This window comes from Comamonas thiooxydans, assembly GCF_002157685.2.
Classification (GTDB): Bacteria; Pseudomonadota; Gammaproteobacteria; order Burkholderiales; family Burkholderiaceae_C; genus Comamonas; species Comamonas testosteroni_H.
In genome coordinates, this window is record NZ_AP026738.1 from 3,538,555 (window position 1) to 3,562,484 (window position 23,930).

A 23,930-nucleotide genomic window follows, 5' to 3' on the forward strand; every position below is an offset into this window, starting at 1 on the left:
TCCTTAAAAACCAGAAATAATACTGTTACAAACAATATCCTTATCAAATTTCTCTGTGAATTTTGATAAATCGCCTGCCACAACCTCCTTAAGGATTGAACTATCAACTTGCGAGATATTGCTTATAATATATTCCTGTGGGTATATAGAACTTGCCCCAGGCCACTCCAATATTATCGGAACGGCACCACTAGCCATTCCTTCAGCGACGGCCAAGTGAAAACTCTCATTATCACTAACAGAAACTACATAGCCTATTTTTTCAAGCCATTCATCAATTGGACCGAACCCATCAAAAAAAACATTAGCGCCCCACACACTATTATTAATTCTTTCGAATTGCTCTTTGTAAAAATTCATCTCATCAGATTTTCCTTTGGAACGCATCCACGGAAAATCCTCCGGCCTATTACCTTTTAGATATAATTTGTATCTGGTATCTTTTTTATATAAAGATTCGAAGATATCAAGCGCTTTATCAATACGTTTAGAATATGGGACATAGCCTATCATTCCAATATTAAATTCAGACCCAGATTTCTTAGCTCTCCGTAAAGAGCGTGTATCGACCATATTGAAAAACATCTGGCATTTTTTGCGCTCAAGGGAAAATTCAGATATCATCAACTCATAAAAATAAGGCGAGACAAATATATATCTATGAATATTATTATGATTACATGCATCTAAATGACGAGTTTTTAACTCTTGTGCATGTATTCTAACAATGAGCTTTTGACCATTCTTAATATTATTAGAATACCATACTATATTACCAAGCCCCCACTCACAAAATACCACATCCGCCTGACTCAGTAGTTTTTTGCTTTTTTCTTCATCATGTTTATTATGACCCTGCCATTGATCAATTAGCAATTCAAATTCACTGCTACTTTCAATTTTTTCAATGAGAAATTTTGCAAACTTTAGGTCATGACCTGCAATAAGTATTTTCTTTTTATCTTTAGAAAACGTTAAAGCCTTTTTTGCTAATTCTGCAATCTTAGTATAAGAATATTTATCAGCCTCATGTACATCAATACTCAACTTCCCCTGAATAGCATCAAACATAGCGTTCGCGATACCATCAATATCACTTTCGGTTAAGGAGGCGCCGCCAAGCTTACTCAGCATATCGGGAACGCAGCCTTCAGACATCGTTACAGCTAAAACTGGCTTTTTTGCGCCAAGATAGTCAGCAAGCTTTCCAGGATAAAATGGCGTGGCTTTTAACCCCTGATCGCTGAAATCAGCATCTCTCAACAACAAGCAATCCGCGGTAGTCATTACCTCAAGGCTTTCTAGATAGCTGACATTACCCTTGAAGCTCGCAATCCCATCTAACCCATAGTCAGCAGCAGATTGAATATAGCGGTCATTCGCACCATAAAACTCTAAGACAAAGCGACCTTTTAGTTCCGGATGATTTTTCAGGAGTCGCTGAGCACCTAGCATAAATGGCTCAGATGTTCGCTTATATTTGTAGAGCATCCCCACATGCTTGAAACGGAATACATCGCCACGTTCAAGGGAAAAACTTGGCTTTTCCATTTGACTTGGATACATACGCTCGTCAAAGCAATGTGGAAGCACGAAGAACTTACTCTCATCCACAGGCTGCATCTGCGTGGAAGTCACTAGTCCCTGCTGATAGGGGTTTGTAACGATGATACGATCGGCCTTCTGAAGAACCTTAGCTTCTGTAATGCTATCTTCCTCTAAAAGAGGAAATTTGTAAGACTCATTGAACGGATTAGCCGCTATAGGATCACCAAATGAAGCAACCCAGCGCAAGTCAGGATATGCATCTTTAATTGCCATCGCTGCCATGTGCGAAGCGATCTCATGTGAATGTGAGATCATTACTGAGTAATGATTTTCTTCATTAAGTTTATGAAAAAAATCAAGAACTTTCTCTACGAAAAACTTTCTTGCTCCAATGTCTCTGGAGTTCTCCGAAGGTACTTGAATTTCATAGCTATTGAAACGACTCGCCGAATAGCTAAACATCATTTCATTATCAGGTTTTTCTGCACGCTTTATCTGCAGAACATCGTATTCATATCCAGTATCTTTAAGTCGCTTAAAAAGATTAAAAGCAGAAGAAGTTTTATATGGGGGAAAATGCCATGAAACAATCAAAACTTTTTTATTTACGAAATAGCTCATGATGTAAAATCTCCCCAATAAACAGAATCTTCAAGTGCCTCAGATGACAATAGCTGATTAATATTGCATTTAATTATATTTTGGCCGCTATAAAAACTCGCATCATCTGAATAAAATTGATGAGCAAAGCTCATAGCATACGTCACTGTATCATTTGAATAATTAAGAAATTTATATGAATTATCAAAGTTTTCCAGCTCTATAAATAGGTGTTTATTCGGTAGTGTTTGCAGCTCAAAAATTTCTTTAGCTCTTACAACCTCGGCCTCGCTTCTGACAGTAAAAGCCATTGTGGCCGATGGTTGTTTGAGATCGACATCGATCCCAAGAAGACGGCACAGGCTTTGGATCCGATGACCATAGGTGTGCTCACGCATCACTTTGCGCACACCTCGACGGGCAAGCTCGGTATACCGACTGGGCGAGGCTTCTAGATTTCTCAATTGTTCACTGATACTATATTCACCAGGCATTATTACTATATCGCCAAACAATTCTCGAACACCTACTGATTCATTACTGATCACTGGCGTACCAGATGCCAAAGACTCATAAACACGGCGAGCAAACATAGTTGCGGAGTCCTGCACGGAATTCATATTCACCTGGTACTTATAGCCTTTGTGAGCCTTCCAGACCTCTTCCGGTGGTAAATTACCAATAATACATTTTTGATATTTCTCCGGAAATGAGAATTTCTCTATGGATTTTTGATAATTCCTATCATAAATATCATATTGAATACCTGCTGCCTGAAGCTGGCTCATTACCTCATTGAAATCTTCACAGCGTTTAGGTTTATCGCCGTAGTAAGAGCCAGCGAATACAGCTTTTTCTTGGCGATCAATAACTCTTATGGGATTATGAATCTTTGGCTGAGCACCAAACGACAAGGGATAAACATCTATACCAAAGTCAGACTTGTAGCGCGGCACCATATTTACATCGGTGGTAAGAGCTAAGTCAAACAGTGCAGCAATAGCGCCGAATTTATCATAGTGGGGAGGATCTTCTTTATTCCAAAATACAGTAGGTATTCCTCGCTGTTTACAATACCCAAGAAGTCCACTTAATTTTTTTCCACCACCGCTCCCTTTACTCAAGGTGCCCCAATTCCCATCGTTCCCACGCCAGCAACTCTCAACCAGCAGAAAATCAGGATTAATATTTTCCAACTCATCTTTCCAGCTCTCTTGCGTCAACTTGATTAAATTAACTTCATGAGACAGGCACTCCGATGTGAACTCATCAAGAATGCAAGCAACAACCAAGTCAGAGGTATAGCGTTTTATTTTTTTATCATGAGTAATTGGGTTTGGCAATACCTGTGCCGTTATATCTTTTAACCTATTTTCCTCCTCAATAACGTCGGAAGTACATTTCCCTTGTATTCGAACGGCTATGTTTTCATTTTCAGAGATCCCGAAACTTGCCAAGGATATTTCCACTCTTGACACATTAACGGGCAATGATATTTTAAAAACCTCTTTTAAGTCCTCTTCCACTGACTTTGAATTAGAATTTAAATACTTAAAATGTTGTTTAAAAGAGGCTGACATTCCGACACCAGGAACATCATTAATGATATTTCCAAATTTATCTAAAAATCGGAAAAGCAGAACTGACTTTCTAGATTCTTTATCATCATTAATAGCGTAAGCTACAGCAGCAGAAATATCCAATCTAGCTCCTGGCCCTCGAACCTGCAAACACGCAATATCTTTTTTCATTGATCCTCGAAGAACATGCATTTCTGGATGCATCATTTCTCGATTTCCTACCGGAAGCTGATCAGCTTTTTTTAACCTTTGCTCACATAAAAAAACATTGACACGAAAAATCTCCTCACCTAATGTCTTTCCAAGTGATAAATATATATCCAAAGCAGCAGAATAATTACCTTTAGCGTACTCGGATGCAGCTATTTTTACCTGAGACATATTAATTACTTTGAAGATTCAGTATCTATAATTTCCAAATGATATAGATCTAACAGATCTCATCATTCTAGTAAATTATCTTTAGAGGGTATCCACACTATATGCAATGCAATGCAGTGCACTGAAGAAAAATCAAGACACCGCATCTTGAAAATGAACGGTGCCTTGTTAAATATTTTTATTCAAAAAGGCCGACTGCATCAATTGATTTAGCGTGACCCCGGATAACACCAACCTTATTGATAAAGGCGCTGTGCTTCACAAGTACACAAACTACATCTGCACTGCTTAATGCATCTTCCAGAGGAGAAAGCTTCAAATTGCTACGGACCAACTTTTGAGGTAGTTCATGAATATTTGGTTCAACCGTCAATACTTGGCAACCCAACGCCGCCACCTTGTGCGTTATTTCCATTGCAGGACTTTCACGCAGGTCATCAATATTGGGCTTGAAGGCCAGACCCAAACAAGCTACTTTGATATCAGCCATAGTACTACCAGGATTTTTCGTCATGGCGTCCACAATGGCACTTTTGACCTTTTCCAGCACCCATTCCGGCTTGTGGTCATTCACCTCACGCGCCGCACGAATAATTTTTGCCTGATCGGGGTTGCTAGCAACGATAAACCAAGGATCAACGGCAATGCAGTGCCCACCGACACCTGCACCAGGCTGAAGAATATTGACGCGGGGGTGGCGGTTAGCCAAAGCGATCAATTCCCAAACATTAATGCCTTGCTCGTCGCAAATCATCGACAGCTCATTGGCGAAGGCAATATTGACATCGCGAAAGCTATTTTCCGTCAGCTTGCACATCTCTGCCGTTCGGGCATTGGTAACAATGCAATCACCTTCCACAAACGTCTTATATAGGGCGACAGCCATTTCACTAGCCTTTTTGGTCATCCCACCGATTACACGATCATTCGTAACCAGTTCTCGCACCACGTGACCAGGCAAAACACGCTCAGGACAATGAGCCACCTGCACGTCGGCATCTTCACCAGCCTGTTGTGGAAAGGTGAGATCAGGACGTGCTTCCGCTAGCCAAGCTGCCATCTGCTCGGTTGCACCAACGGGCGACGTTGACTCCAACACCACCAGATTACCTTTCTGCAGAACTCGAGCGATCGACTTTGCTGCAGCTTCGATATAACTCAAATCAGGCTGGTGGTCTTCTTTGAAGGGGGTGGGAACCGCAATCAAAAAAGCGTCGGCAGCTTCCGGCTTTGTGGTCGCGCGCAGCCAACCTTCAGACACAGCCGCATGCACCAGAATATCCAGTTCGGGCTCAACAATATGGATCTTGCCTTGATTAATAGTATCCACCGCGTGCTGGCTGACATCCACCCCAACGACTTTTTTCTTGCGCGATGCAAACAAAGTTGCGGTAGGCAGGCCAATATAACCCAAGCCGATCATGGAGATTTTTTCAAACATACTAATAGTTTCCAAATACAAAAATGGAGAGGGAGAAAATTATTAAACAGTAGCTTGCAGCAGCTGGGCAATGCGTGCTGAGGCTTGGCCGTCGCCATAAGGGTTGTGGGCGCGAGCCATTGCTTGGTATGCAACAGAACTATCCAGCAGTTCAGTCGCGTGCTGAACGATAGCTTCAGTATTGGTGCCAACCAACTTGACTGTGCCAGCATCCACGGCTTCAGGGCGCTCCGTGGTGTCACGCATGACCAGTACAGGCTTACCCAAAGATGGGGCCTCTTCCTGTACACCGCCAGAATCGGTAATCAACAAAGTGCAGCGATCCATGAGATACACGAAGGGCAGATAGTCTTGCGGCTCTATCAGTACCACATTGGGGACATTGCCCAGAATACGGCGCACTGGTTCCTGAACCTGGGGATTCAAGTGCACTGGGTACACAATCTGCACGTCGCTACGCTGCGCAAGCTGAGCCAGCGCATGGCAAATATTTTCAAAGCCCTGACCAAAGTTTTCACGGCGGTGACCAGTCACCAGAATCAGGCGCTTGCTAGGGTCGATAAAGCCAAATTGCTCGGCAAAACGCTGCTGCAAAGCAGTGTCGGTCCGTACACGCTGCACGACATCAAGCAAAGCATCAATCACGGTATTACCTGTGACATGAATAGCATGAGGCGCCACACCTTCAGCCAGTAAATTGGCTTGTGCCTTAGGAGTGGGAGCAAAGTGGATGTCTGCAATCGCCCCTGTCAGACAACGGTTCATCTCTTCTGGCCAGGGCGCATATTTGTTGTGGGTACGCAGACCTGCCTCCACATGCCCCACCTTGATCTTGGCGTAATACGCCGACAGGCTGGCTGCCATGGTGGTAGTGGTATCACCATGCACCAAGATAATGTCAGGCTGCCATTGCTTATATACCTCACGCATGCCCAGCAAGACATTGCTAGTGATGTCAGACAGATCTTGGCCGGGCTTCATCAGATTAAGATCAAAGTCTGGGCGAATATCAAAAATCTCCAACACTTGATCCAGCATCTGACGATGCTGCGCCGTCACGCAGACTTTGGCATCTAGTACCGGGTTGGCGGCCAGGGCTCTGACCACTGGGGCCATTTTTATAGCCTCGGGTCTCGTTCCAAAAACAGTAAGCACTTTCATCTTATTTCCCCATTATTAAACCTGCGTATTGATGAACTATCATTTCTCCAATACAATTTCTATTATGATATTTTTTTATATATTTTCGAATAATATCTTTTTTCAAAATGGAATTTTCTTTAAATTCGGAATAACATTCATTTACAAAATCAACAACCTCTTCAAAGGAAACTTTTGAATATTGAGATCCAAAACCACCAAAATTGCTATACACAGCGTCGGTGAAATTTTTCCAATTTTTCACGAGCATATGGCCTTCTCTTCCAGAAAGCACTGTAGAACAACCGCTTGCCAAGGCTTCACTCCCGCTTCTACCTGCAGCAATCGCAAAATTTGTTTCAGAAAGCAAATTTGCAAGGGATTTTCTATCTAACCATCCCAGATATTCTATATGCTCGTCATTTTCAAATATTTTCTTACTAAACGCCCTCAGGTCATTTAAAAGAGGACCGTCACCTGCCACTCTCCACTTAAATAAAGGAATCTCATTAACAGCCTGCTTCTCCCATAACTTTTTAAGCAAGTCTATACCGTCTTTTTTATCAGTATCTATTCGACCAACAAAAGCTGCACAGAAATTTCCACTATTAAATTCAGCATCAAATTTAAACTCTGATACATCCACCCCATTAGGAATTAATAGTATTTTAGATTTTGCCTGTGGAATTTTTTCGAGCAAACTATCTCTTATAAACTGCGATACAGCTACAATCGCGTCAATCTTCTCTACATATCCAGAAATTCCGTCATCCCATGCTCCATGTATCGTCATCATAAGGGGACAATTGGCCATACCTGCTAGTTTTAAGCCTACTTTTCTGCTTGGCCCTGGATGGCAATGAACTAAATCGTAGTTCACTAAGCAATCATGAATAGTCTTTTCAAATCCGAAAATTTCAAAATCAACCTGAATCACACGAATCCCGGAGGCTATCAGCTCTTCAGCAAAACTTGATTTGGGACAAATAACAACAGGTTCTCCACACGCTTCCAAGATTGCGTTGGCGGTATCCCTCACATTTTCGTGAAGACCACCACCAGAAAGACTTCTGAACCAAAGAACTATTAATATTCTTTTTCCCAGAAGTAGTTCATTTTTACCTCTGAAGTTATACTTTTCGCCTGAAGAAATAAGATTCCTTTTTCCTTCTTGATTTTTCGAAAAGAGGATTTCTTTATTATTTTTTAAATATCCCCCTCTAGCATTGACAGATTTCTCAAGAAAAAGCAATGACCTCTTACTGTCCCCAGAAAAATTGGCGGCACGACTAAGGTTAATGTAGCTAGCAGATATCAACAATCTCCCAATCAGCTCCTTACTCCCACCCCATTTTATCGAGATATCGATATACTTTTTTGCTTTAGCAATATCTCCAACTTGAAACAGGGCGATTGCAACCAAAATAGCAATTTCAGCTCGATTGGAACTATTCCTTATCGAACCCTCTCTTAATTGAGCGAGACTATTCCAATCACCACATTGCCACTGATAACGACTAATGTCCAGTAACTCTGAAAGAACTTCACCTTGTGCGTTGATGGACTCTTCTCTTATATTCATTGGTCTTACTATTGGATTATTTTTCCGCACAATTAATCCTCGCGCCAGCGATATAAAACTTTCTGAACCAAATTAATCTGAGATTCTGCTTGATCTAATTCAAGCTGAATTTTTTCTTTATTGATTTTTTCAATTCTTGCTTCCTGCAAGACGACTTGAATTTCTATAAGCTCTTGTTGCTTAATCAATAATTTTTCTTTCGCTACCTTCAATTGCTCATCAGCGCTATTCTTGGCCTGAATGAGCTTTTGGCTTTGCTCGTCATGAGCCTGGATCAATTTAGCCTGCTCATCCTGAGTTCGGCTCAGTTGCGCAACTTGTTGCGCCCCCTCTTGAGCCTGCTTTTCAGCTACTGCCTTAGCGCGAGTCAGTTGCTCGACCTGTACCAAACGCTCCCGCGCCAGCTTTGCTTGCTCGTCACGTTCCTTGCTGACCTGCTCCAGTTTTTGGTCTTGTTCCTGCGACTGCTTTTCAGCAGCGACTGTGGCCTTCGTCAGTTGCTCAATCTGGGCCTGATGCTCCTGTGCCAGCTGGGCTTGCTCGTCACGCGCCTTGGTGAGCTGCTCCAGTTGTTGCGCTCTTTCCTGCGACTGCTTGTCTGAAGCGGCCTTGGCCTGGGTCAGTTGTTCGATCTGAGCATGACGCTCCTGCGCCAGCTTGGCTTGCTCGTCACGTGCCTTGGTGAGCTGCTCCAGTTGTTGCCCTCGCTCCTGCGACTGCTTTTCAGCTGCGGCCTTGGCCTGGGTCAGTTGCTCAGTCTGCGCCAGACGCTCCTGCGCCAGCTTGGCTTGCTCGTCACGCGCCTTGGTGAGCTGCTCCAGTTGTTGCGCTCTTTCCTGCGACTGCTTGTCTGAAGCGGCCTTGGCCTGGGTCAGTTGTTCGATCTGAGCATGACGCTCCTGCGCCAGCTTGGCTTGCTCGTCACGTGCCTTGGTGAGCTGCTCCAGTTGTTGCCCTCGCTCCTGCGACTGCTTTTCAGCTGCGGCCTTGGCCTGGGTCAGTTGCTCGGTCTGCGCCAGACGCTCCTGTGCCAGCTTGGCTTGCTCGTCGCGTGCCTTGGTGAGCTGCTCCACTTGTTGCGCTCTTTCCTGCGACTGCTTGTCTGAAGCGGCCTTGGCCTGGGTCAGTTGTTCGATCTGAGCATGACGCTCCTGCGCCAGCTTGGCTTGCTCGTCACGCGCCTTGGTGAGCTGCTCCAGTTGTTGCGCTCTTTCCTGCGACTGCTTGTCTGAAGCGGCCTTGGCCTGAGTCAGTTGCTCGGTCTGCGCCAGACGCTCCTGCGCCAGCTTAGCTTGCTCGTCACGCGCCTTGCCGAGCTGCTCCAACTGCTGAACTCGCTCCTGCGATTGCGTCTCCACAATCAGCTTGGCCTGAGCCAGTTGCTCCGTCTGGCTCAGACGTTCCTGTGCCAGCCTGCTCTGCTTCTCAAGCGCTTGGCCCAGTTGCTCCAGTTGCAGGGCTAGCTCCTGCGAGCGCTTTTCGGCAGCAGCTTTAGTCTGGGTCAATTGCCCGACCTGAGCCTGAAACTCCTGCAACAACTTCGCCTGTTCTTCGCCATTGAGACGCAGCTTTTGACACTCGCTGTGATGTACATGCAAGGCCGCCCTTGCATCTCGCACAAACAAGGCATACCCAATGCCAGGATGGCGAGTGGCTTCGACTGCAATCTGCACCATGCCTTTTTGTTGAAGAAACTCTGCCACCTCTTCAAGACTCGTGCCGTCTGGCATTGCGTGCATTTCGCCCAGCAGGACTCTTGCAATGACTACATCCACCAAATTCAGCTTGCTGGAGGCTCGCAACAGAGCCCCTGCAGGCAGGCAGTCAATGACCAACCAATGTCCTTCACCCATTGGCTGCTCGGCGTCTTCGCTCAGATCACTGAACAAGGCGTCCAAGGTAATGGCTCTCAGCTCTTTGACCTCTTCCGTTTGCAGATTGGGCCAAAGACTCAAAAGCGATCGAGGCTCCAGCAGGCCACTTTCCTGCTGACTGTTGGCCACGAAAAAGGAAGCCGTGCCCTGTTGAGCCGCAACCACGGTATTGCGTATTTCGCAATGTTGAGCACGTTCGCCCAACAAGTCCAATGTGCGCTGCAAGGTCGAATATTGCAGAGGCTCCGCCTCTATAAACGTCACTCGGGACTTGCTGGCTTGATGCGCCAGCCATTGCGCCCAAATGCCCTTGCCGTTACCAGCCCCCACCAGGGCGATATTTCTGGGAGGCATCAGTACGTTCAAATGCTCCAACCAGGGGATGATGGTATTCATTGAGCTACTCATAAAAATTCTGCCATTTCAGCCACGATCAGTGTGGCGGCAATTAGTGCATGCAAAGCTTCAGTACGACTGGCGCTCTTTTCTGAATGCCTTCACCTCCGCGTACAGGCTCCAAGGCAGGGAAATACGGCCGCCCAGTGTTTTGGTATTTGCCACCAAGCAAGCACCTAAACGATATGAGAGATGTTGTTTGATCAGCTCTGCCTCGTGCGCATCACGATATTGCGTGATGGGCGGTAGTTGGAGGCTTTTGTTTGCAGCCTGATCCCGCGTGTAACGTTTTGCCTCGGCGCGCAATGCAAAAGGCATATTCAACCAACCGCCGATGCTGCGCGATTGCCTGATCATGGTGGCACCCAGGCGATAAGAAAGCTGTTGCTTCACGCGATCCGCAGCACCGTAATAGGCCTGCGGCTGCGGTTTCTGCGTGGCTTTGAGCTTGCTGTTTTCCAGGTAATAGCGCTCTAACTCTTCCTGCACCTTGTGCAATTGGGTTAGCAGCAGCTCGTTTTCTTTTTCCAGGTCAATAGCGGCAGAAGCCTTCGCACCTTGAGCCTGTAATTGTCTTTTCAGCTGCTCTTCGCTTCGCTGCAGTTGCACGGTTTTGTCCTGCGCAGCTTTCAGCTCTGCCTTGACTCTTGGCAGCTCGGCCTGAGTCTTTTCCTCCTGCTGAGCCTGGGCCTTGCGGTTTGCCAGCTCCTGCTGAACTTTCTGCAGCTGCTCCTGCAGCGTCTGTTTTTCCCGCCCAATGGCTTGCAAGGCCGTGTTCTTCTCCTGCGCAGCTCTCAGATCAGCCTTGACTTTGTTCAGCTCCGTCAAAGCCTTTTCCTGCTGGATGGCTTGCTGATAGCGGCGTTCAAGCTCTTCCTGTACTTTGTGCAGTTGCTTCAGCAACAACTGGCTTTCCTCTCCACTTGAATGCAGTTCAGTGACCTTGATGGCCAGCAGGCGCTCCTGCTCCTGTGCACTCTGCTGTGCTTTGACAAGTAAGGTCTGCTTTTCCCGCCCAACAGCTTGCAAGGCGGTGTTCTTTTCCTGCGCAGTTTTCAAATCAGCCTTGATTTTGTTCAGCTCCGCCAAAGCTTTTTCCTGCTGGGTGGCTTGCAGATAGCGGCTTTCAAGCTCTTCCTGCACTTTGTGCAATTGCTTCAGCAGCAGTTGATTTTCCTGTCCACTGGACTGCAATTCAGTGACTTTGGCGGCCAGCAGGCGCTCCTGCTCCCGTGCACTCTGCTGCGCTTTCGCACCAGCCTGATTCAACTGCTCAATCTGCCACTCACGCTGCTGCACTTGCAGGGCTTGTTCGTCCAGTTCTTTACCCAATTGCAGCAGGCGCTGGGCATGCGCCTGCATGGCAGCCTGCTGCGCGACAAAAGCCGACCAGGCCTGATATTTGCGATTGGCCTGCGCGCTTGATGCGACCAACTGTCTTCCTGTCTGCGTCTGGCTGCGCTGCGGCAGCGACGCAGCAGCCTGCAACTGCTCATAAAGCTCAGTCGCTTGCGGATATTCTTCCAACAGTTGCTGAGCAAGCCATTGAGCCAGAGGATTGCAATCAAGAGCTTGCTTTTGCTTGCCCACCGGGCCAGCGCTGACCTGCATAAGGTCATTGCCCAGGTCCTGGCTATCGTGATCAGCTAACGATTGAGCCTCTTCGGTGGGCAATCGAAGTTGGGCATCGACATGCAAGCTGAGTTGCTGCAAATAGCTTTGCGCCGATGCCTTTACCTGCGCTGCGTGAACAAGCAGGCTGCGTTCAGGATTGCGCAAATGAAAATGCAGCAGCGCGGAGTTATAGGCAAGCCAGCCGTTGATTCTGGCCTCCTGCTCTTGCGGACTTGCGTCAGCATGCTCCATGGCCTGGCGTGTAAACATGCTTTGCGGCTCATCAAACACCAGAACGAACACCGTCTGAGGATCTTGTGACTTCCAGTAATCCAGCAGATAGACCGCCTGTGCATCAGCCCAGCCCCACAAAGACTGCTCCATATTGGCCAGCATCAAGTCCAGTGCCAGACCCTGCCAGACCGGCGCCACCTCGATCTGTGCAAGCTGATCGGCAACACACACATGCTGCACCGGAACAGCGCCATGCACTTTGACCAGCGTTTCACTGATCTGTGCTGGCACAAAGCCTTCGCGCCTGGATGGCTTGGCCTCGGCCATGCCACAGTCCAGCAGCAACTCCTCCACACTCTCAAAGCCCGACTGAGGGTGCCCCACCACAATAATTTTGTTCATAGCTCTTCAACGATTCAAAAAAATCAAAGACCAAACACAACCTTTGCACCAATAGCGATCTGGTACATGATCTGGGTGATGTCCTTCCAGAACTGGCGTTTTTTCTCGTCTACCTTCGGCAATACCAGCACTTGATCGCCGGCCTTGAGGCGGGTATTTTCAAAAAGCTTGCCGGTATCGACCTGCTCGAACGCGCCATCCCTGTGCGCGACAACCACACGGGCAGCATCCGCTGTCTGGGTGAAACCGCCAGCTCGATCGATATAGTCCTTGAGGCTCAGAGAGCCGTCGAAAGCCACTGCATTGGGAAAGAGCACCTCCCCGCTGACCAGAACGAGGCCATCCTTGCGCGGTATGCGAATGACGTCGCCGTTTTCCAGCAACATATTGTCACGCTGTGCAGCCTGCGCAATCTGAACCTGGCCAGTGGGCTCCACCTTCTTGGCGCGCTCCACCCATTGCAATGTCAGATCGGCTTCTTCCTTGCGCAGTCGAGCCTCTTCGCTGCTGCCGCTGCGGGCCGTAAGCAGTGCCGTTTCCAGGCTGCGCAAGCTGGTAGCCAGCATCTCCTTCTGGCGATCCTTCACGCTCTGGCGGAAGAGTTGAATGCTTTCAGGCTCGGCGTCTGTCGAGGTCTGAATGTTCTGCATCAGAGAGCCCAGGCGGGTGCCATAAGGCAACACATACTCCTGAGAGTTCATGTGCTCGCCTTCGACGCGCACCGTAATGGTGCCGGGCTTCTTGTCAGCGGTAAATTCCAGCTCATCGCCGTTTTGCAGCACCAAGGCATTGGCCTCCTGCAGCGGGTAGTACTCCGTGTTTTTGACTGTGCCGGTATTGCGAGCAATGCGCACATGAGTGGCCTGCGCCTGTGGCTTGGCCAACTGCATCAACTGGGCAACGGTTTCAGAGCCCTGGGCAAACTCAAAACGCTTGGCATTGTTCACAAGACCCGATACGCGCACCCGGTTGGCAATGGGGGGGACAAAAATCACATCTCCATCATTGAGTTGCAGCAGCGGCAGATGGCCTTTGAGCAGAAAGTCATAGAGATTGAAAGTTGCACGCACGGAGCTGCCGCGCTTGACCTGAACGGTCAAAAAGCTGCCTCGCTCCGGGTCTATGCCGCCCGCCTGGTCCAGGTAGTTGAGCAGGCTGTCCATGCTGGTGCCGTTGTACAGACCCGGACGCATGACATTGCCACCCACAAAGATGCGCACCGGCTGCGCAGCAGCCAGGCTGGCATAGCTGTAGACATTGGCGCGAAACACGCGGCGTACTGCTGCCTCTACCTGCTGCTGAAGATTTTTGTTGGCAATGCCCAGTACCTTGATCGGCCCGACCTGAGGTAAAAAGATATTGCCTTGCGGATCGACCGCAGCCACGCTGTCAAAGGTAAAACCACCCCAAAGCCGCAAATGGATACGGTCACCCACCGTCACCAAATAATCGGGGTTGAACTGGGTTGCCCCGGCACGAGCAAAGTTGCCGGTAAACAGATTCGCACCAAATACATCGCTATTGAGGTTGGCCGTGTAATCCGCAGTCTGGGGTGCTTGTGGCAACACAGGTGCTTGCATTGGGACAGCAGCGCCAGAACGGCTTGCCGAAGCATCGCTGGAAGTCCCGCCAGAAGGCAACAAGCCCAGCGCCTGATTGATCTGGAAAGGATCAACACTGGACGCCGATGTGTCCTGACGTGAACCAGCTTGAGAGACTTGTGCCTGAGCCGGTACCAAACCAGTCAGCAGCACCGCGACTGCCGAGCTGATACAGGTATGCGCGATAAAACGTTGCATGATGAAACTCGAAAAATTCAAAACAATCAGTCGCGGTGGTCGCGCACGATGGATGCCAGCAATTGCACCAGCCCGGCCAGCAGCAAGGCACCCAGAATAAAGGTGGCAATGTTATAGAGGCGGCGGGGGCGCAGAGGGTATTCAGGCATCGATGGGCTTTGCAGCACCAGCACCTTCTTCAAGGTTCGCGTTGCCTCTACCCGGCCCTTTTCCAGTGCGACCAAGGCGCTCTTGTAAGCGTCCTGTTGAAACTGCGCCTCCAGTTCCAGGCGCTGGTACTCTTCTACCGTCTTGTTCAGCGATTGCCCCTTGGCGCTGGTCAAGCGGGCCTTTTCCGTCTTGATCTGCTTTTCCACGGCCTGTATCTGCAGATCAACCTCCACTACAGCGGGAGCCGTGGGAGCAAGATAGCCCAGCAACGCAGTCTTGCGCGCACTGAGTTCGGTTAGCTGCTCATCCAGCTTGTTGACCACGCCGGCCAGATTTTCGGCCGCGGACTGAGGCGAGATCAGACCCTTGGCATTCTGGAAGGACAGCACGCGCTGACGCGCGTTCAGTGCATGCTCGCCACGCTCCTTGACCTGCTTCTCAAGAAAATTCACCTGCTCCTGTGCCAATTGATGACCCAGCGTATTCATGTAACGCTCGCCTTCATGCACCAATGCGCTGGTGATCTTCCTAGCCATTTCAGCGTCATAGGCCTGAGCCTGAATGACCAGCACACCGGCATACTCGTCATATTCCACGCTGATGCGCGAGAGAAAATGCCGGTGAAAAAATTCCAGCGATGCATCATGGAAGAACATGCGCGAAAGCACGTCATGATCGTGGCTGCTGTAATGTTCGCGTAGATTCAGATCCTTATCCAACTGCAGCAACATATCGACGGACAGCAATCGGTCGCGCAGCAACATCTGATCTGCACGTGAGATTCCGTCCCCCCCGGCCAACAGCGATCCAAAGTCGAGCGCTTGTAAAGCCGCCATATCGGTACGCTGAATCAGCACACGGGCTTCGGAAACATAGCGATCAGAAGCGATAACCCCCCAATAGATAATAGCCAATATAGATACACATAATGCAATGGCGAGGGCCTTCAAGCGCCAGACGGCTTTGCAATAATTCTTGAAGTATTCTTTTTTTAAGAAATCAGTCATGTGGCAATACTGTCTTTGTAATTCTTTAAAGCATCTTCGATATTATCGAACCAATGGGCCTTGCCCTCATGCAACCAAATACCGGCCTGGCAGAACTCGCGCAACGTACCGTCACTGTGTGAAACCATAATAAGTCCAGAGCGATCCGCAATACGCTTGAACGCAGCGGAAGCTTTCTTCCGAAATGAAGCATCTCCAGCGGAAGTCGCTTCATCCGAGATATACACATCAAAATCAAATGCAAGGGAAAGTCCGAATTGCAGGCGCGACTTCATACCCGAGGAATAAGTGCGAACGGGCTCATCAAAGGATGAGCCCAATTCGGCAAAATCTTGGATAAATGCAATCTTTTCGGCCATGGCATGTAACGAATCAAATCCATGCAAGCGCGAAACAAACTTGGCATTCTGACGACCAGTCAAGGAGCCTTGCAGGCCTCCGCCATACCCCATGGGCCAGGATACCCGGCTACGCCGCTCTACCGTCCCACGTGTAGGGGTATCCACCCCGCCAATCAGATTGAGCAAGGTTGATTTGCCGGCGCCATTACGGCCGACCAACCCAACACTGACCTTGGCTGGGATAGATAGATTTACCCCTTTGAGAATCCATCGCCCCGCACCATGCGGAGTCTGGTAGCGCTTGTGCACATTATCGACAATAATCATTGCGCTCTCAATTTTCTGGCAAAACGAACCTGCAAAGCCAGGCCGAAGAAAATAGAAACTGCCGCAAACCAAAAGAGGTATTTAAAATTAGCTTCCGGCGCCGCATGATAGACAGGAAAAAAGCTGGACCTCAGCAATTCAAGACCATGCGCGAAAGGATTATAGAAAGCCCACTCTCTGTATTTAACTGGTATTGCCGACAATGGAAATATAGCACCCGATAGAAAATACAAAGGCCGAAACAGAAACATCATCAAATTCCCAGCCTCGGGAACCAGATCACTCAGAACTGAGAGGATAAGCCCAACCCCTAGAGCACCGAGCATTAATCCAATAAAGGAAAGGATGGCCTCCATCGGCGAATCCGGAATAACAGAATGCCCCAACAAAGCCAAAATACTGAGGAGCACAACCAATATCAGAAAACCCAACACTGCTTCAAGGCTCGCTCGAACGATCACGGTATCAATGGGCCGTACCTGACGATAGGCAAACAAGGCCTTGTTGGCATCGACCGCGCCCATGGCACGCTGGAAAACGTTCTGCACCGTGAAGTAGCCAGTCAAGCCTAGGACCAGCCACACAGCCACGTCTGCGCCTGCCACGGAGCGTGCACGCAGAACGGTGTACAGAAGCAGCATGAAGCAAACATGCAACACTGGTTCCAGCACAATGAGTACCCAGGCGCCGCGAGTAGCACTCAAGCGCGCAACGGCTTCGCGCAGGAAAAGTGCATTCCATACCGCAAAAGTAACGGAAAGTGAACTACGTGGTGCAGAGATCTCACCAGAAGACGGGGCTGAGTCCAAAATAAATCCTCGTTCCTTTGGACTCAAGACGCACTGAAATCCAATCGACTGATTGTAAATCAAAACATAAGCAAAACCTTATTACAACCAGTCATCACACCCGTTTCACATTCAATTACATTATAAATAATCTATTGATTTGAACATGTCAATTTATTTTAGCTATTTTATTATTTCAATGTTAAAGGCAGTTAACTTAAATTTTTTCAATCTGAAGATTACGTTAGCGCATGAATATGCCATTCATCTCTCGCGACGATTTCCGATAAATATCAGTCAAGAATAAAAAACCTATTTTTTTGGTATTTATCCATTAGCAAATCTAGTTATCGAATATTCAAAAAATAATATTCCACAACGCCAGGTACACCGCTGAGCCATCTTGGTGCCTCTCCAAGTACATCCCCCAGAGAATCGACAATAGTCTGCAGACCCCCTCAGACAGTCAATAATGAGAACCTACTGTGCATTCGGGATGAACTTCCGGCAGAGCACAAGCATCTCTATCACTACCGCAGCAACATAAGTGCTGCTTGCCGTCTGGATTGACATGAACACCACTCAAGAAACCGCCTCCCCCGCGACCCTGCGCCTGACTTCCCTCTCCCACGGTGGCGGCTGCGGCTGCAAGATTGCGCCCGGCGTGCTGTCGGAGTTGCTGGCCAAAAGCAATCTGCCCAAGCAGTTTTTTCCCGACCTGCTGGTAGGCACAGAGACCGCAGACGACGCGGCCGTCTACAAGATCAATGACGAGCAGGCCATCGTGGCGACGACGGACTTTTTCATGCCCATCGTCGACGACCCCTATGACTTTGGCCGCATTGCCGCCACCAACGCGCTGTCCGATATCTACGCCATGGGCGGCACGCCGCTGATGGCGCTGGCCATTGTGGGCATGCCCATCAATGTGCTGCCACACGATGTGATTGCCAAGATTCTGGAAGGCGGCGAATCGGTCTGCCGCGATGCAGGCATTCCTCTGGCGGGCGGCCACTCAATTGATTCGGTGGAGCCCATCTACGGCCTGGTTGGCATCGGCATCGTCAACCCCAAGCAGATGAAGCGCAATGCCGATGCCAAGGACGGCGATGTGCTGATTCTGGGCAAACCCCTGGGCGTGGGCATTCTCTCGGCGGCGCTCAAGAAGAATCTGCTGGATGATGCAGGCTACCGTGCCATGGTGGATGCAACCACCAAGCTCAACCGCCCCGGCGCCGAGCTTGCCAAGCTCGAGGGCGTGCACGCACTGACCGACGTGACCGGTTTTGGCCTGCTGGGCCATGGCCTGGAACTGGCCCGTGGCGCCCAACTCAGCGCACGTATTGAAAGCGCCAAGCTGCCCGTGCTGCCCGGTGTTCAGGCTCTTGCAGAGCAAGGCATTTTCACGGGCGCATCGGGGCGCAACTGGGCATCCTATGGTGAGCACATCCAGTTGGCATCGACCGTGACAGACGCCCAGAAAGCGCTGCTGACCGACCCTCAGACCTCTGGCGGCCTGCTTGTTTCCTGTGCAGCAGATGCTGTCCAGCAGGTGCTCAAGGTCTTTGCCGACAGCGGTTTTGGCGATGCGGCAGTGATTGGCCGCATGGAGGCTGGCGCGCCCAAGGTCTTTGTGGACTGAGCACGCCGGACAGTCGAGAAGGAGTGCCGCCTTGCTCTCCTTCCACCACAGAATGCAAAACGCCCGGCTCAAACCGGGCGTTTTGCATATGAGCGCGGATTGTGACTCTGGGCTTCTAAGCCTCGCCCACAACCTCGGCCGTGGTGCGACGGTCGATCTTGCGGCTCAGCACCACCGAGGTATAGGTCTGCTGAATGCCGTCGATCAGGCCGATACGGTCGAGCAGCGCATCCAGTTTCTCATTGCTCTCGCAGCGCACAAACACCATGTAGTCGTACTGTCCGCTGACGGCCGACACCTCTTCCACCTCGGTGAAGCGGTTGAGCGCCTGCATCACCGAAGTTGCTGTCTTGGGCTGAACACGGATACCGCAATAGGCGCGTACAGCAGACTGCTCCATGCGCGAGCCAAGGCGAACGCCATAGCCGGCGATCACGCCCTCCTGCTCCAGCTTGGCGATGCGAGCGACCACCGTGGTCCGAGCCAGATTCATCTGCCGAGCCAAATGCGCGGTCGAGGCACGCGCATTGGTCTGCAGCAGGCGCAGCAGCTGGCGGTCCGTTTCATCCAGTCGATATTCCATACCTTGTCTATCCAAATCTTGCCGTGCACTTACGCAAACGCTGCGTTAAACACAAACCCCAAGAACTCTCTGCCACCACCTGCAGCCATGCCTTGTGCCGAGCGACTTCTGTTGCTGTTCGACCTCAGTCAAACGCGTGGAGCGAACCTCAGCGACACCCAACAACCAATCATTGTGTCAGCTAACCCAGCCTGGTAGTGAGCTTGTCTTTTCAGATGGCAAATCTGTATACATTTGTTTCAATCAGGCAAGATATATCAACATATCTGCACTTGCCTGCGCTTGTGACCATGGCAAGGGCGCACTGCGGTACGTCAGAGTGACTCTGGCCAAAACCAGATCTCTGTTGTGGGCGAGTGGTCAAACTCGTTACAAGGACCCAAGTGCGCTCACCGAGTAACAGCGACACAAAAGAGCGAAGAGTCTAATGGTTGTTTTCCCGCGCTCATCGATGCCACCGACGATACGGCGAAAACACTCGGTAAGTTTGGCTGGTTTGCCGCAAATATCTGCGAAATGCAAGTACTTACCCTTATGCATTCTTTGGCCTGGTGCGTCGCTTTCGGCAAAGCCTGAGCCCATCAGACTGCAAGCTGCCTCCAATTATCGAAGGCTGCGACCTTGTCGCTGCCCAGCAAGGCTGGCTGCGCGATAACGTAACCTGAGTGCCTCAAGCGCGCATGACTGAAAGCTTTGGGCTCGCTTGCATGCCTTCCAAGCACACAAACAAAAAACCCTGCTCATTGCAATGAGCAGGGTTTTGATTTTTTGGCAGGGGAGGAAGGATTCGAACCTTCGCATGCTGGAATCAAAATCCAGTGCCTTAACCAGCTTGGCGACTCCCCTACGATGAAACGAATTCTACAACGACTTTTCGCTATAAATTTCGAAGTAGTCTAAAAATGTGCAATTGCACATGGAATAGGTCAGCAGCCTTCCTGGCGTCAAGCCAGCTCAGTCGTTGGCTGCCTATTCCACAACGACAGCCGTGCCGCTGGCCGACACCATGAGCATGCCATTGCCCTGCCCCAGCACCTCGAAATCAAGGTCCACGCCGACCACCGCATTGGCTCCCGCCTCGGCAGCGCGTTGCTCCAGTTCCTTGAGGGCAATTTCACGCGCTTTTTGCAGCTCGCGTTCGTAGGTTCCAGAACGTCCACCCACGATGTCGCGAATTCCGGCAAAGAAGTCCTTGAACACATTGGCGCCCAGAATGGCCTCGCCCGCCACCACGCCGCAATAACGGGTGATGCGTTTGCCTTCGATGGAGGGAGTGGTTGTGACGATCATGCTTTGCTTTCTTGAAAATCAGCGCAAGGAGACTGGCAGCCATACGCTCTGGTCATAGCACTACGCGCGGCAGAGGCAGATATAGGCCAAACCTTGCCGCAGGCTCCGAGTCATCCGGTCGGACCAGTATATGCGTGCAATCTGCGCTGTTATCAAGGCGATGGCGGCGGCATCCATTGGCGCTCAGAGCTTTTCATGACTAGCTCCCAACTGGTCTGGCAGGGCGGATCAGCCTCCATGCTGCGCAAGATGCAGGGCCAAAGCAGAAGTCAGATCGCCCCCCATGAAGAGCAAGACGCCATCAAAAATCATGCATCCGGCAACAGCAGCTTCTGCATGCCTTGCACGGCATCGCGCAGAAAGCTCCAGGTCGTGGCTATGCGCGGAATCTGTCGCGACTCCACAGGCATGCTCATCCAGAAGGTGCGGGTAAAACAGGCCTGCTCAGGCAATACACGGCTCAGTATCGGGTCCCTGTCGGCCACAAATGCGGGCAGCACGGCAAGACCGGCGCCGGCGCGCACGGCCTCATATTGCGCGGTGATGCTGGTACTGCGCAGCGCAAAACGTTCGGGCCGGTGCAAGGTATCCAGCAGTTGCAGCTCGCGCGTGAACAGCAGATCGTCCACATAGTGCACAAAGCTGTGGTGGCGCAGATCCTCGGTTCTGGCCACCAATGGCTTGCGCGCCAGATATTCACGCTGGCCGTACAGATAGAGCCGGTAGTCGGTCAGCTTGGTGACGACGACAGAGCCGCGCTTGGGCCGCTCCAACGAGATGACGATATCGGCCTCGCGGCTGGACAAATGCAGCATGCGCGGCAGCGCCAGCAGGTCCACGCTGAGCAGCGGATAGCGCAACGTGAGCCTGGCGAGCTCGGAGGCCAGCATCTGCGTGCCAAAGCCTTCGGTGGCCCCCACCCGCACCAGACCGGCCAGCCCTTCGGCGGTTGCTGCATGCGCCAGAGGGCCCCGCTCCAGCCCGTCGACCGCGCTTTGCATGGTGTTGGTCACTTCCTGCAACTGCCGCCCGGCTTCGGTCAGCCGCCACTGGCCGCCTTCACGCGCAAACAGTACGGCACCGAGCTGCTTTTCCAGCGCTTGAATGCGCCGCGACACCGTGGTGTGCTCGACTCCCATGCGCCGCGCAGCCGCCGCCATGCTGCCGCTGCGCGCCAGTTCGCCAAAAAAACGCAGATGGTCCCAGTCCAATGTCTTTCCTTGCGATCCGTGGTTCAGTCGTTCACGCTGCCCTGCACCTTGCCCGTGAGGCCCTTGACCGCCTTGACGGCAGCACTGCGCTTGCGTTCGGCACTACGCTGGGCCACCGCGCTCGGCGCGCGCGCGAACTCGTCGTTCTCGTGAATCAGCAGCGACAGCATTTCCATGAACTGCGCCCGTTTGTCGTCAGGAAGAGGCTCCAGCATGCGGCGCTGAGCGCGCAGCACCGAAGGCTCGGCGGCCACCAGCAAGCTGCGCCCCTCTTCGGTCAGACTCAGCAAACGCACGCGTCGGTCCGCAGGGCTGGCGTTGCGCGCCATCAGGCCGCGTGCTTCCAGGCGGTCGATCACGCTGCCTATGGTGGATGTGTCGAAGCCGATATTGCGTGCCAGTGTGCGCTGGTCGATGCCCGGCTGACGCAGCACGGCCGACAGGGCCGCGTATTGCACGGGCGTCACGCCGAATTCCTCGGTCTCTTCCATGAACACGGCTACTGCGATCTGCTGCAGCCTGCGGATGTGATAGCCGGGATAGTTTTCTAGTTCTGCGGGTTGGTATTGCATGTCTTGGGTGGCCGAAGCCGGGCCGCCCTGCCGTACGGCAGTTGAAGGGCCATGACTGAAAGACCCCGATATTCGCACGACTGCCGCCCCGATTCGAGCCAAGCCTGCTACCGGGTTTAACCCAATCATCGCTGACGCAGATCAACATTATGCTAATCATCAGTGTGCTGTTTATTTGATTCACAGCCTCTCTTTGACCCCATTCCAGGCCGCAAGCCGCCAGACCAGGCTGCAACGCACTGCCAAGCAGATCCCAAAGAAAGAGACAAACCATGAGCCTTGCGCAAGCCCAGCCCTCACCGGTCAAGCTCACGGCCCGCGACGCCCCCGGCCAACCCGAGCCAACAGCAGCGCTTGCGCAGCTGTACCGAGGTTTCGAGCAGGAAATGCTGGTGCCGCTGTGGACGGAAATTGGCGGCCTGATGCCTGCTCACCCAAAAAGCCAGGCCGCCGCCCATCTGTGGCGCTGGGACAATCTGCTCAAGCTGGCGGACGAAGCCGGTCGCATCGTCCCCGTTGGCCGGGGCGGCGAGCGCCGCGCGATTGCCCTGGCCAATCCGGCGCTGGGCGGCCGCCCGTTTGCCACGCCCACGCTGTGGGCCGCCATCCAGTACCTGATGCCCGGCGAAGATGCGCCCGAGCACCGCCACACTCAGCATGCCTTCCGCTTTGTGGTCGAAGGCGAAGGCGTGTGGACCGTGGTCAACGGCGACTCGATCCGCATGTCGCGCGGCGACTTTCTGCCCCAGGGCGGCTGGAACTGGCACGCCCACCACAATGCGGCCACCCAGCCCATGGCCTGGATAGACGGGCTGGATATTCCGTTTGCCTACTACACCGAGTCCCAGTTCTTCGAGCATGGCCGCCTGCATCTGGACCCCGAGGAGCGTGCCACGCCCGAGTTCTCGCGCTCCGAGCGCCTCTGGGGCCACCCTGGACTGAGCCCTGTGGCGCATCTGCAGAGCAGTCCGAGCACGCCTTTGCTGGCCTACCGCTGGGTGGATACCGACCGCGCGCTGAGCGAGCAACTGGCGCTTGAAGCCGAAGGCCATGCCGCCACCGTCAGCCCCGGCCATGCCGCCGTGCGCTACACCAACCCCAGCAATGGCCGCGACGTGCTGCCCACCATACGCTGCGAAATGCACCGCGTGGCTTGCGGCGCCAGCACCCGGCCAAAGCGCGAAGTGGGCTCTGCCGTCTTCCAGGTCTTTGACGGCCAGGGAACGGTGACCGTGGGCGAGCGCCAATGGCAGGTGCGGCGCGGCGACATGTTTGTCGTGCCCTCCTGGCAGCTGTTCAGCGCGCAATGCGATGCCGACCAGGCGCAGCTGGATCTGTTCCGTTTTGCCGATACGCCGATTTTCGAGGCCGTCCACGCGTACCGGGTGGATACCCCCTGAGCCGCTTCGCGTCTTCCCCTCAAGGGGA

At 51.4% G+C, this 23,930-nt stretch carries 18 protein-coding genes and 1 tRNA gene; 3 read left to right on the forward strand and 16 right to left on the reverse strand.

Annotation, left to right across the window (positions count from 1 at the left end):
- Positions 1 to 3: 3 nt before the first annotated feature.
- The 6 genes from CTR2_RS16345 to CTR2_RS16370 form a co-directional block, all read right to left on the reverse strand.
- Complete coding sequence (locus CTR2_RS16345; protein WP_140401009.1) at positions 4 to 2,169, reverse strand: glycosyltransferase family protein; 2,166 nt, start codon at positions 2,167 to 2,169, stop codon at positions 4 to 6.
- A complete protein-coding gene (locus tag CTR2_RS16350) occupies positions 2,166 to 4,109 on the reverse strand; it encodes a CgeB family protein (protein WP_087082626.1) in 1,944 nt (647 codons plus the stop codon). The genes CTR2_RS16345 and CTR2_RS16350 overlap by 4 nt, the downstream gene beginning before the upstream one ends.
- A gap of 178 nt (positions 4,110 to 4,287) precedes the next feature.
- Positions 4,288 to 5,550, reverse strand: a complete 1,263-nt coding sequence (wecC, locus tag CTR2_RS16355; RefSeq protein WP_087082624.1) for a UDP-N-acetyl-D-mannosamine dehydrogenase — start codon at positions 5,548 to 5,550, stop codon at positions 4,288 to 4,290.
- Positions 5,551 to 5,592: 42 nt separating this feature from the next.
- On the reverse strand, positions 5,593 to 6,711 hold the full coding sequence (gene wecB / locus CTR2_RS16360; protein ID WP_087082622.1) for a non-hydrolyzing UDP-N-acetylglucosamine 2-epimerase: 1,119 nt from the start codon (positions 6,709 to 6,711) through the stop codon (positions 5,593 to 5,595).
- A 1-nt stretch (position 6,712) separates the two neighbouring features.
- The gene (locus CTR2_RS16365) at positions 6,713 to 8,272 is read right to left on the reverse strand and encodes a glycosyltransferase family 4 protein (RefSeq protein ID WP_087082620.1); all 1,560 of its coding nucleotides are present in this window, start codon (positions 8,270 to 8,272) and stop codon (positions 6,713 to 6,715) included.
- A 32-nt stretch (positions 8,273 to 8,304) separates the two neighbouring features.
- Positions 8,305 to 9,345: a coiled-coil domain-containing protein gene (locus tag CTR2_RS16370; protein ID WP_176391625.1), complete on the reverse strand. Its 1,041-nt coding sequence runs from the start codon at positions 9,343 to 9,345 to the stop codon at positions 8,305 to 8,307.
- A gap of 432 nt (positions 9,346 to 9,777) precedes the next feature.
- Here CTR2_RS16370 and CTR2_RS16375 point away from each other — a divergent pair, with 432 nt between their 5' ends.
- Positions 9,778 to 10,545 carry a hypothetical protein gene (locus CTR2_RS16375; protein WP_176391624.1) on the forward strand — a complete coding sequence of 256 codons (768 nt, stop codon included), beginning with the start codon at positions 9,778 to 9,780 and terminating at the stop codon, positions 10,543 to 10,545.
- A 66-nt stretch (positions 10,546 to 10,611) separates the two neighbouring features.
- On the opposite strand, the gene CTR2_RS16380 is transcribed toward CTR2_RS16375, so the two are convergent.
- Genes CTR2_RS16380 through CTR2_RS16400 form a run of 5 tightly spaced genes read right to left on the reverse strand, consistent with a single transcriptional unit; the run spans position 10,612 to position 17,252 of the window.
- Complete coding sequence (locus tag CTR2_RS16380; RefSeq protein WP_176391623.1) at positions 10,612 to 12,792, reverse strand: coiled-coil domain-containing protein; 2,181 nt, start codon at positions 12,790 to 12,792, stop codon at positions 10,612 to 10,614.
- Positions 12,793 to 12,815: 23 nt separating this feature from the next.
- Positions 12,816 to 14,591: a polysaccharide biosynthesis/export family protein gene (locus CTR2_RS16385; RefSeq protein WP_087082616.1), complete on the reverse strand. Its 1,776-nt coding sequence runs from the start codon at positions 14,589 to 14,591 to the stop codon at positions 12,816 to 12,818.
- Between the two features lie 26 nt (positions 14,592 to 14,617).
- On the reverse strand, positions 14,618 to 15,748 hold the full coding sequence (locus tag CTR2_RS16390) for a KpsE/RkpR family capsule polysaccharide export protein (protein ID WP_087082613.1): 1,131 nt from the start codon (positions 15,746 to 15,748) through the stop codon (positions 14,618 to 14,620).
- The gene (locus tag CTR2_RS16395) at positions 15,745 to 16,416 is read right to left on the reverse strand and encodes an ABC transporter ATP-binding protein (protein ID WP_087082611.1); all 672 of its coding nucleotides are present in this window, start codon (positions 16,414 to 16,416) and stop codon (positions 15,745 to 15,747) included. Before CTR2_RS16395 ends, CTR2_RS16390 begins: the two co-directional genes overlap by 4 nt.
- Positions 16,413 to 17,252 (reverse strand): ABC transporter permease, encoded by an 840-nt coding sequence (locus CTR2_RS16400; RefSeq protein ID WP_238707842.1) that lies wholly within the window; start codon positions 17,250 to 17,252, stop codon positions 16,413 to 16,415. The genes CTR2_RS16395 and CTR2_RS16400 overlap by 4 nt, the downstream gene beginning before the upstream one ends.
- Before the next feature lie 523 nt (positions 17,253 to 17,775).
- Here CTR2_RS16400 and selD point away from each other — a divergent pair.
- Positions 17,776 to 18,846 carry a selenide, water dikinase SelD gene (gene selD / locus CTR2_RS16405; protein ID WP_087084542.1) on the forward strand — a complete coding sequence of 357 codons (1,071 nt, stop codon included), beginning with the start codon at positions 17,776 to 17,778 and terminating at the stop codon, positions 18,844 to 18,846.
- A gap of 115 nt (positions 18,847 to 18,961) precedes the next feature.
- Here selD and CTR2_RS16410 read toward each other — a convergent pair whose 3' ends face one another.
- The 5 genes from CTR2_RS16410 to CTR2_RS16430 all read right to left on the reverse strand — a co-directional run bounded on the left by CTR2_RS16410 (position 18,962) and on the right by CTR2_RS16430 (position 22,502).
- A complete protein-coding gene (locus CTR2_RS16410; RefSeq protein WP_003067511.1) occupies positions 18,962 to 19,429 on the reverse strand; it encodes an Lrp/AsnC family transcriptional regulator in 468 nt (155 codons plus the stop codon).
- A 769-nt stretch (positions 19,430 to 20,198) separates the two neighbouring features.
- Positions 20,199 to 20,275 (reverse strand) — tRNA-Gln (locus CTR2_RS16415).
- 123 nt (positions 20,276 to 20,398) lie between these two features.
- On the reverse strand, positions 20,399 to 20,719 hold the full coding sequence (locus CTR2_RS16420) for a heavy metal-binding domain-containing protein (protein ID WP_003067510.1): 321 nt from the start codon (positions 20,717 to 20,719) through the stop codon (positions 20,399 to 20,401).
- 308 nt (positions 20,720 to 21,027) lie between these two features.
- On the reverse strand, positions 21,028 to 21,930 hold the full coding sequence (locus tag CTR2_RS16425) for a LysR family transcriptional regulator (RefSeq protein ID WP_087082609.1): 903 nt from the start codon (positions 21,928 to 21,930) through the stop codon (positions 21,028 to 21,030).
- A 23-nt stretch (positions 21,931 to 21,953) separates the two neighbouring features.
- Complete coding sequence (locus tag CTR2_RS16430; protein WP_087082607.1) at positions 21,954 to 22,502, reverse strand: MarR family winged helix-turn-helix transcriptional regulator; 549 nt, start codon at positions 22,500 to 22,502, stop codon at positions 21,954 to 21,956.
- A 272-nt stretch (positions 22,503 to 22,774) separates the two neighbouring features.
- Between CTR2_RS16430 and CTR2_RS16435 the strand changes: the two genes are divergently transcribed.
- Positions 22,775 to 23,902, forward strand: coding sequence for a cupin domain-containing protein (locus tag CTR2_RS16435; protein ID WP_087082604.1), 1,128 nt, complete (start codon positions 22,775 to 22,777; stop codon positions 23,900 to 23,902).
- Positions 23,903 to 23,930 lie beyond the last annotated feature (28 nt).

Excerpts from the sequence above, each read along its gene's own strand:
- CTR2_RS16345 (WP_140401009.1), bottom strand. The coding sequence starts at position 2,169 with ATGAGCTATTTCGTAAATAAAAAAGTTTTGATTGTTTCATGGCATTTT.
- CTR2_RS16350 (WP_087082626.1), bottom strand. The coding sequence starts at position 4,109 with ATGTCTCAGGTAAAAATAGCTGCATCCGAGTACGCTAAAGGTAATTAT.
- wecC (WP_087082624.1), bottom strand. The coding sequence starts at position 5,550 with ATGTTTGAAAAAATCTCCATGATCGGCTTGGGTTATATTGGCCTGCCT.
- wecB (WP_087082622.1), bottom strand. The coding sequence starts at position 6,711 with ATGAAAGTGCTTACTGTTTTTGGAACGAGACCCGAGGCTATAAAAATG.
- CTR2_RS16365 (WP_087082620.1), bottom strand. The coding sequence starts at position 8,272 with ATGAATATAAGAGAAGAGTCCATCAACGCACAAGGTGAAGTTCTTTCA.
- CTR2_RS16380 (WP_176391623.1), bottom strand. The coding sequence starts at position 12,792 with ATGAACAAAATTATTGTGGTGGGGCACCCTCAGTCGGGCTTTGAGAGT.
- CTR2_RS16385 (WP_087082616.1), bottom strand. The coding sequence starts at position 14,591 with ATGCAACGTTTTATCGCGCATACCTGTATCAGCTCGGCAGTCGCGGTG.
- CTR2_RS16390 (WP_087082613.1), bottom strand. The coding sequence starts at position 15,748 with ATGACTGATTTCTTAAAAAAAGAATACTTCAAGAATTATTGCAAAGCC.
- CTR2_RS16395 (WP_087082611.1), bottom strand. The coding sequence starts at position 16,416 with ATGATTATTGTCGATAATGTGCACAAGCGCTACCAGACTCCGCATGGT.
- selD (WP_087084542.1), top strand. The coding sequence starts at position 17,776 with ATGAACACCACTCAAGAAACCGCCTCCCCCGCGACCCTGCGCCTGACT.
- CTR2_RS16410 (WP_003067511.1), bottom strand. The coding sequence starts at position 19,429 with ATGGAATATCGACTGGATGAAACGGACCGCCAGCTGCTGCGCCTGCTG.
- CTR2_RS16420 (WP_003067510.1), bottom strand. The coding sequence starts at position 20,719 with ATGATCGTCACAACCACTCCCTCCATCGAAGGCAAACGCATCACCCGT.
- CTR2_RS16430 (WP_087082607.1), bottom strand. The coding sequence starts at position 22,502 with ATGCAATACCAACCCGCAGAACTAGAAAACTATCCCGGCTATCACATC.
- CTR2_RS16435 (WP_087082604.1), top strand. The coding sequence starts at position 22,775 with ATGAGCCTTGCGCAAGCCCAGCCCTCACCGGTCAAGCTCACGGCCCGC.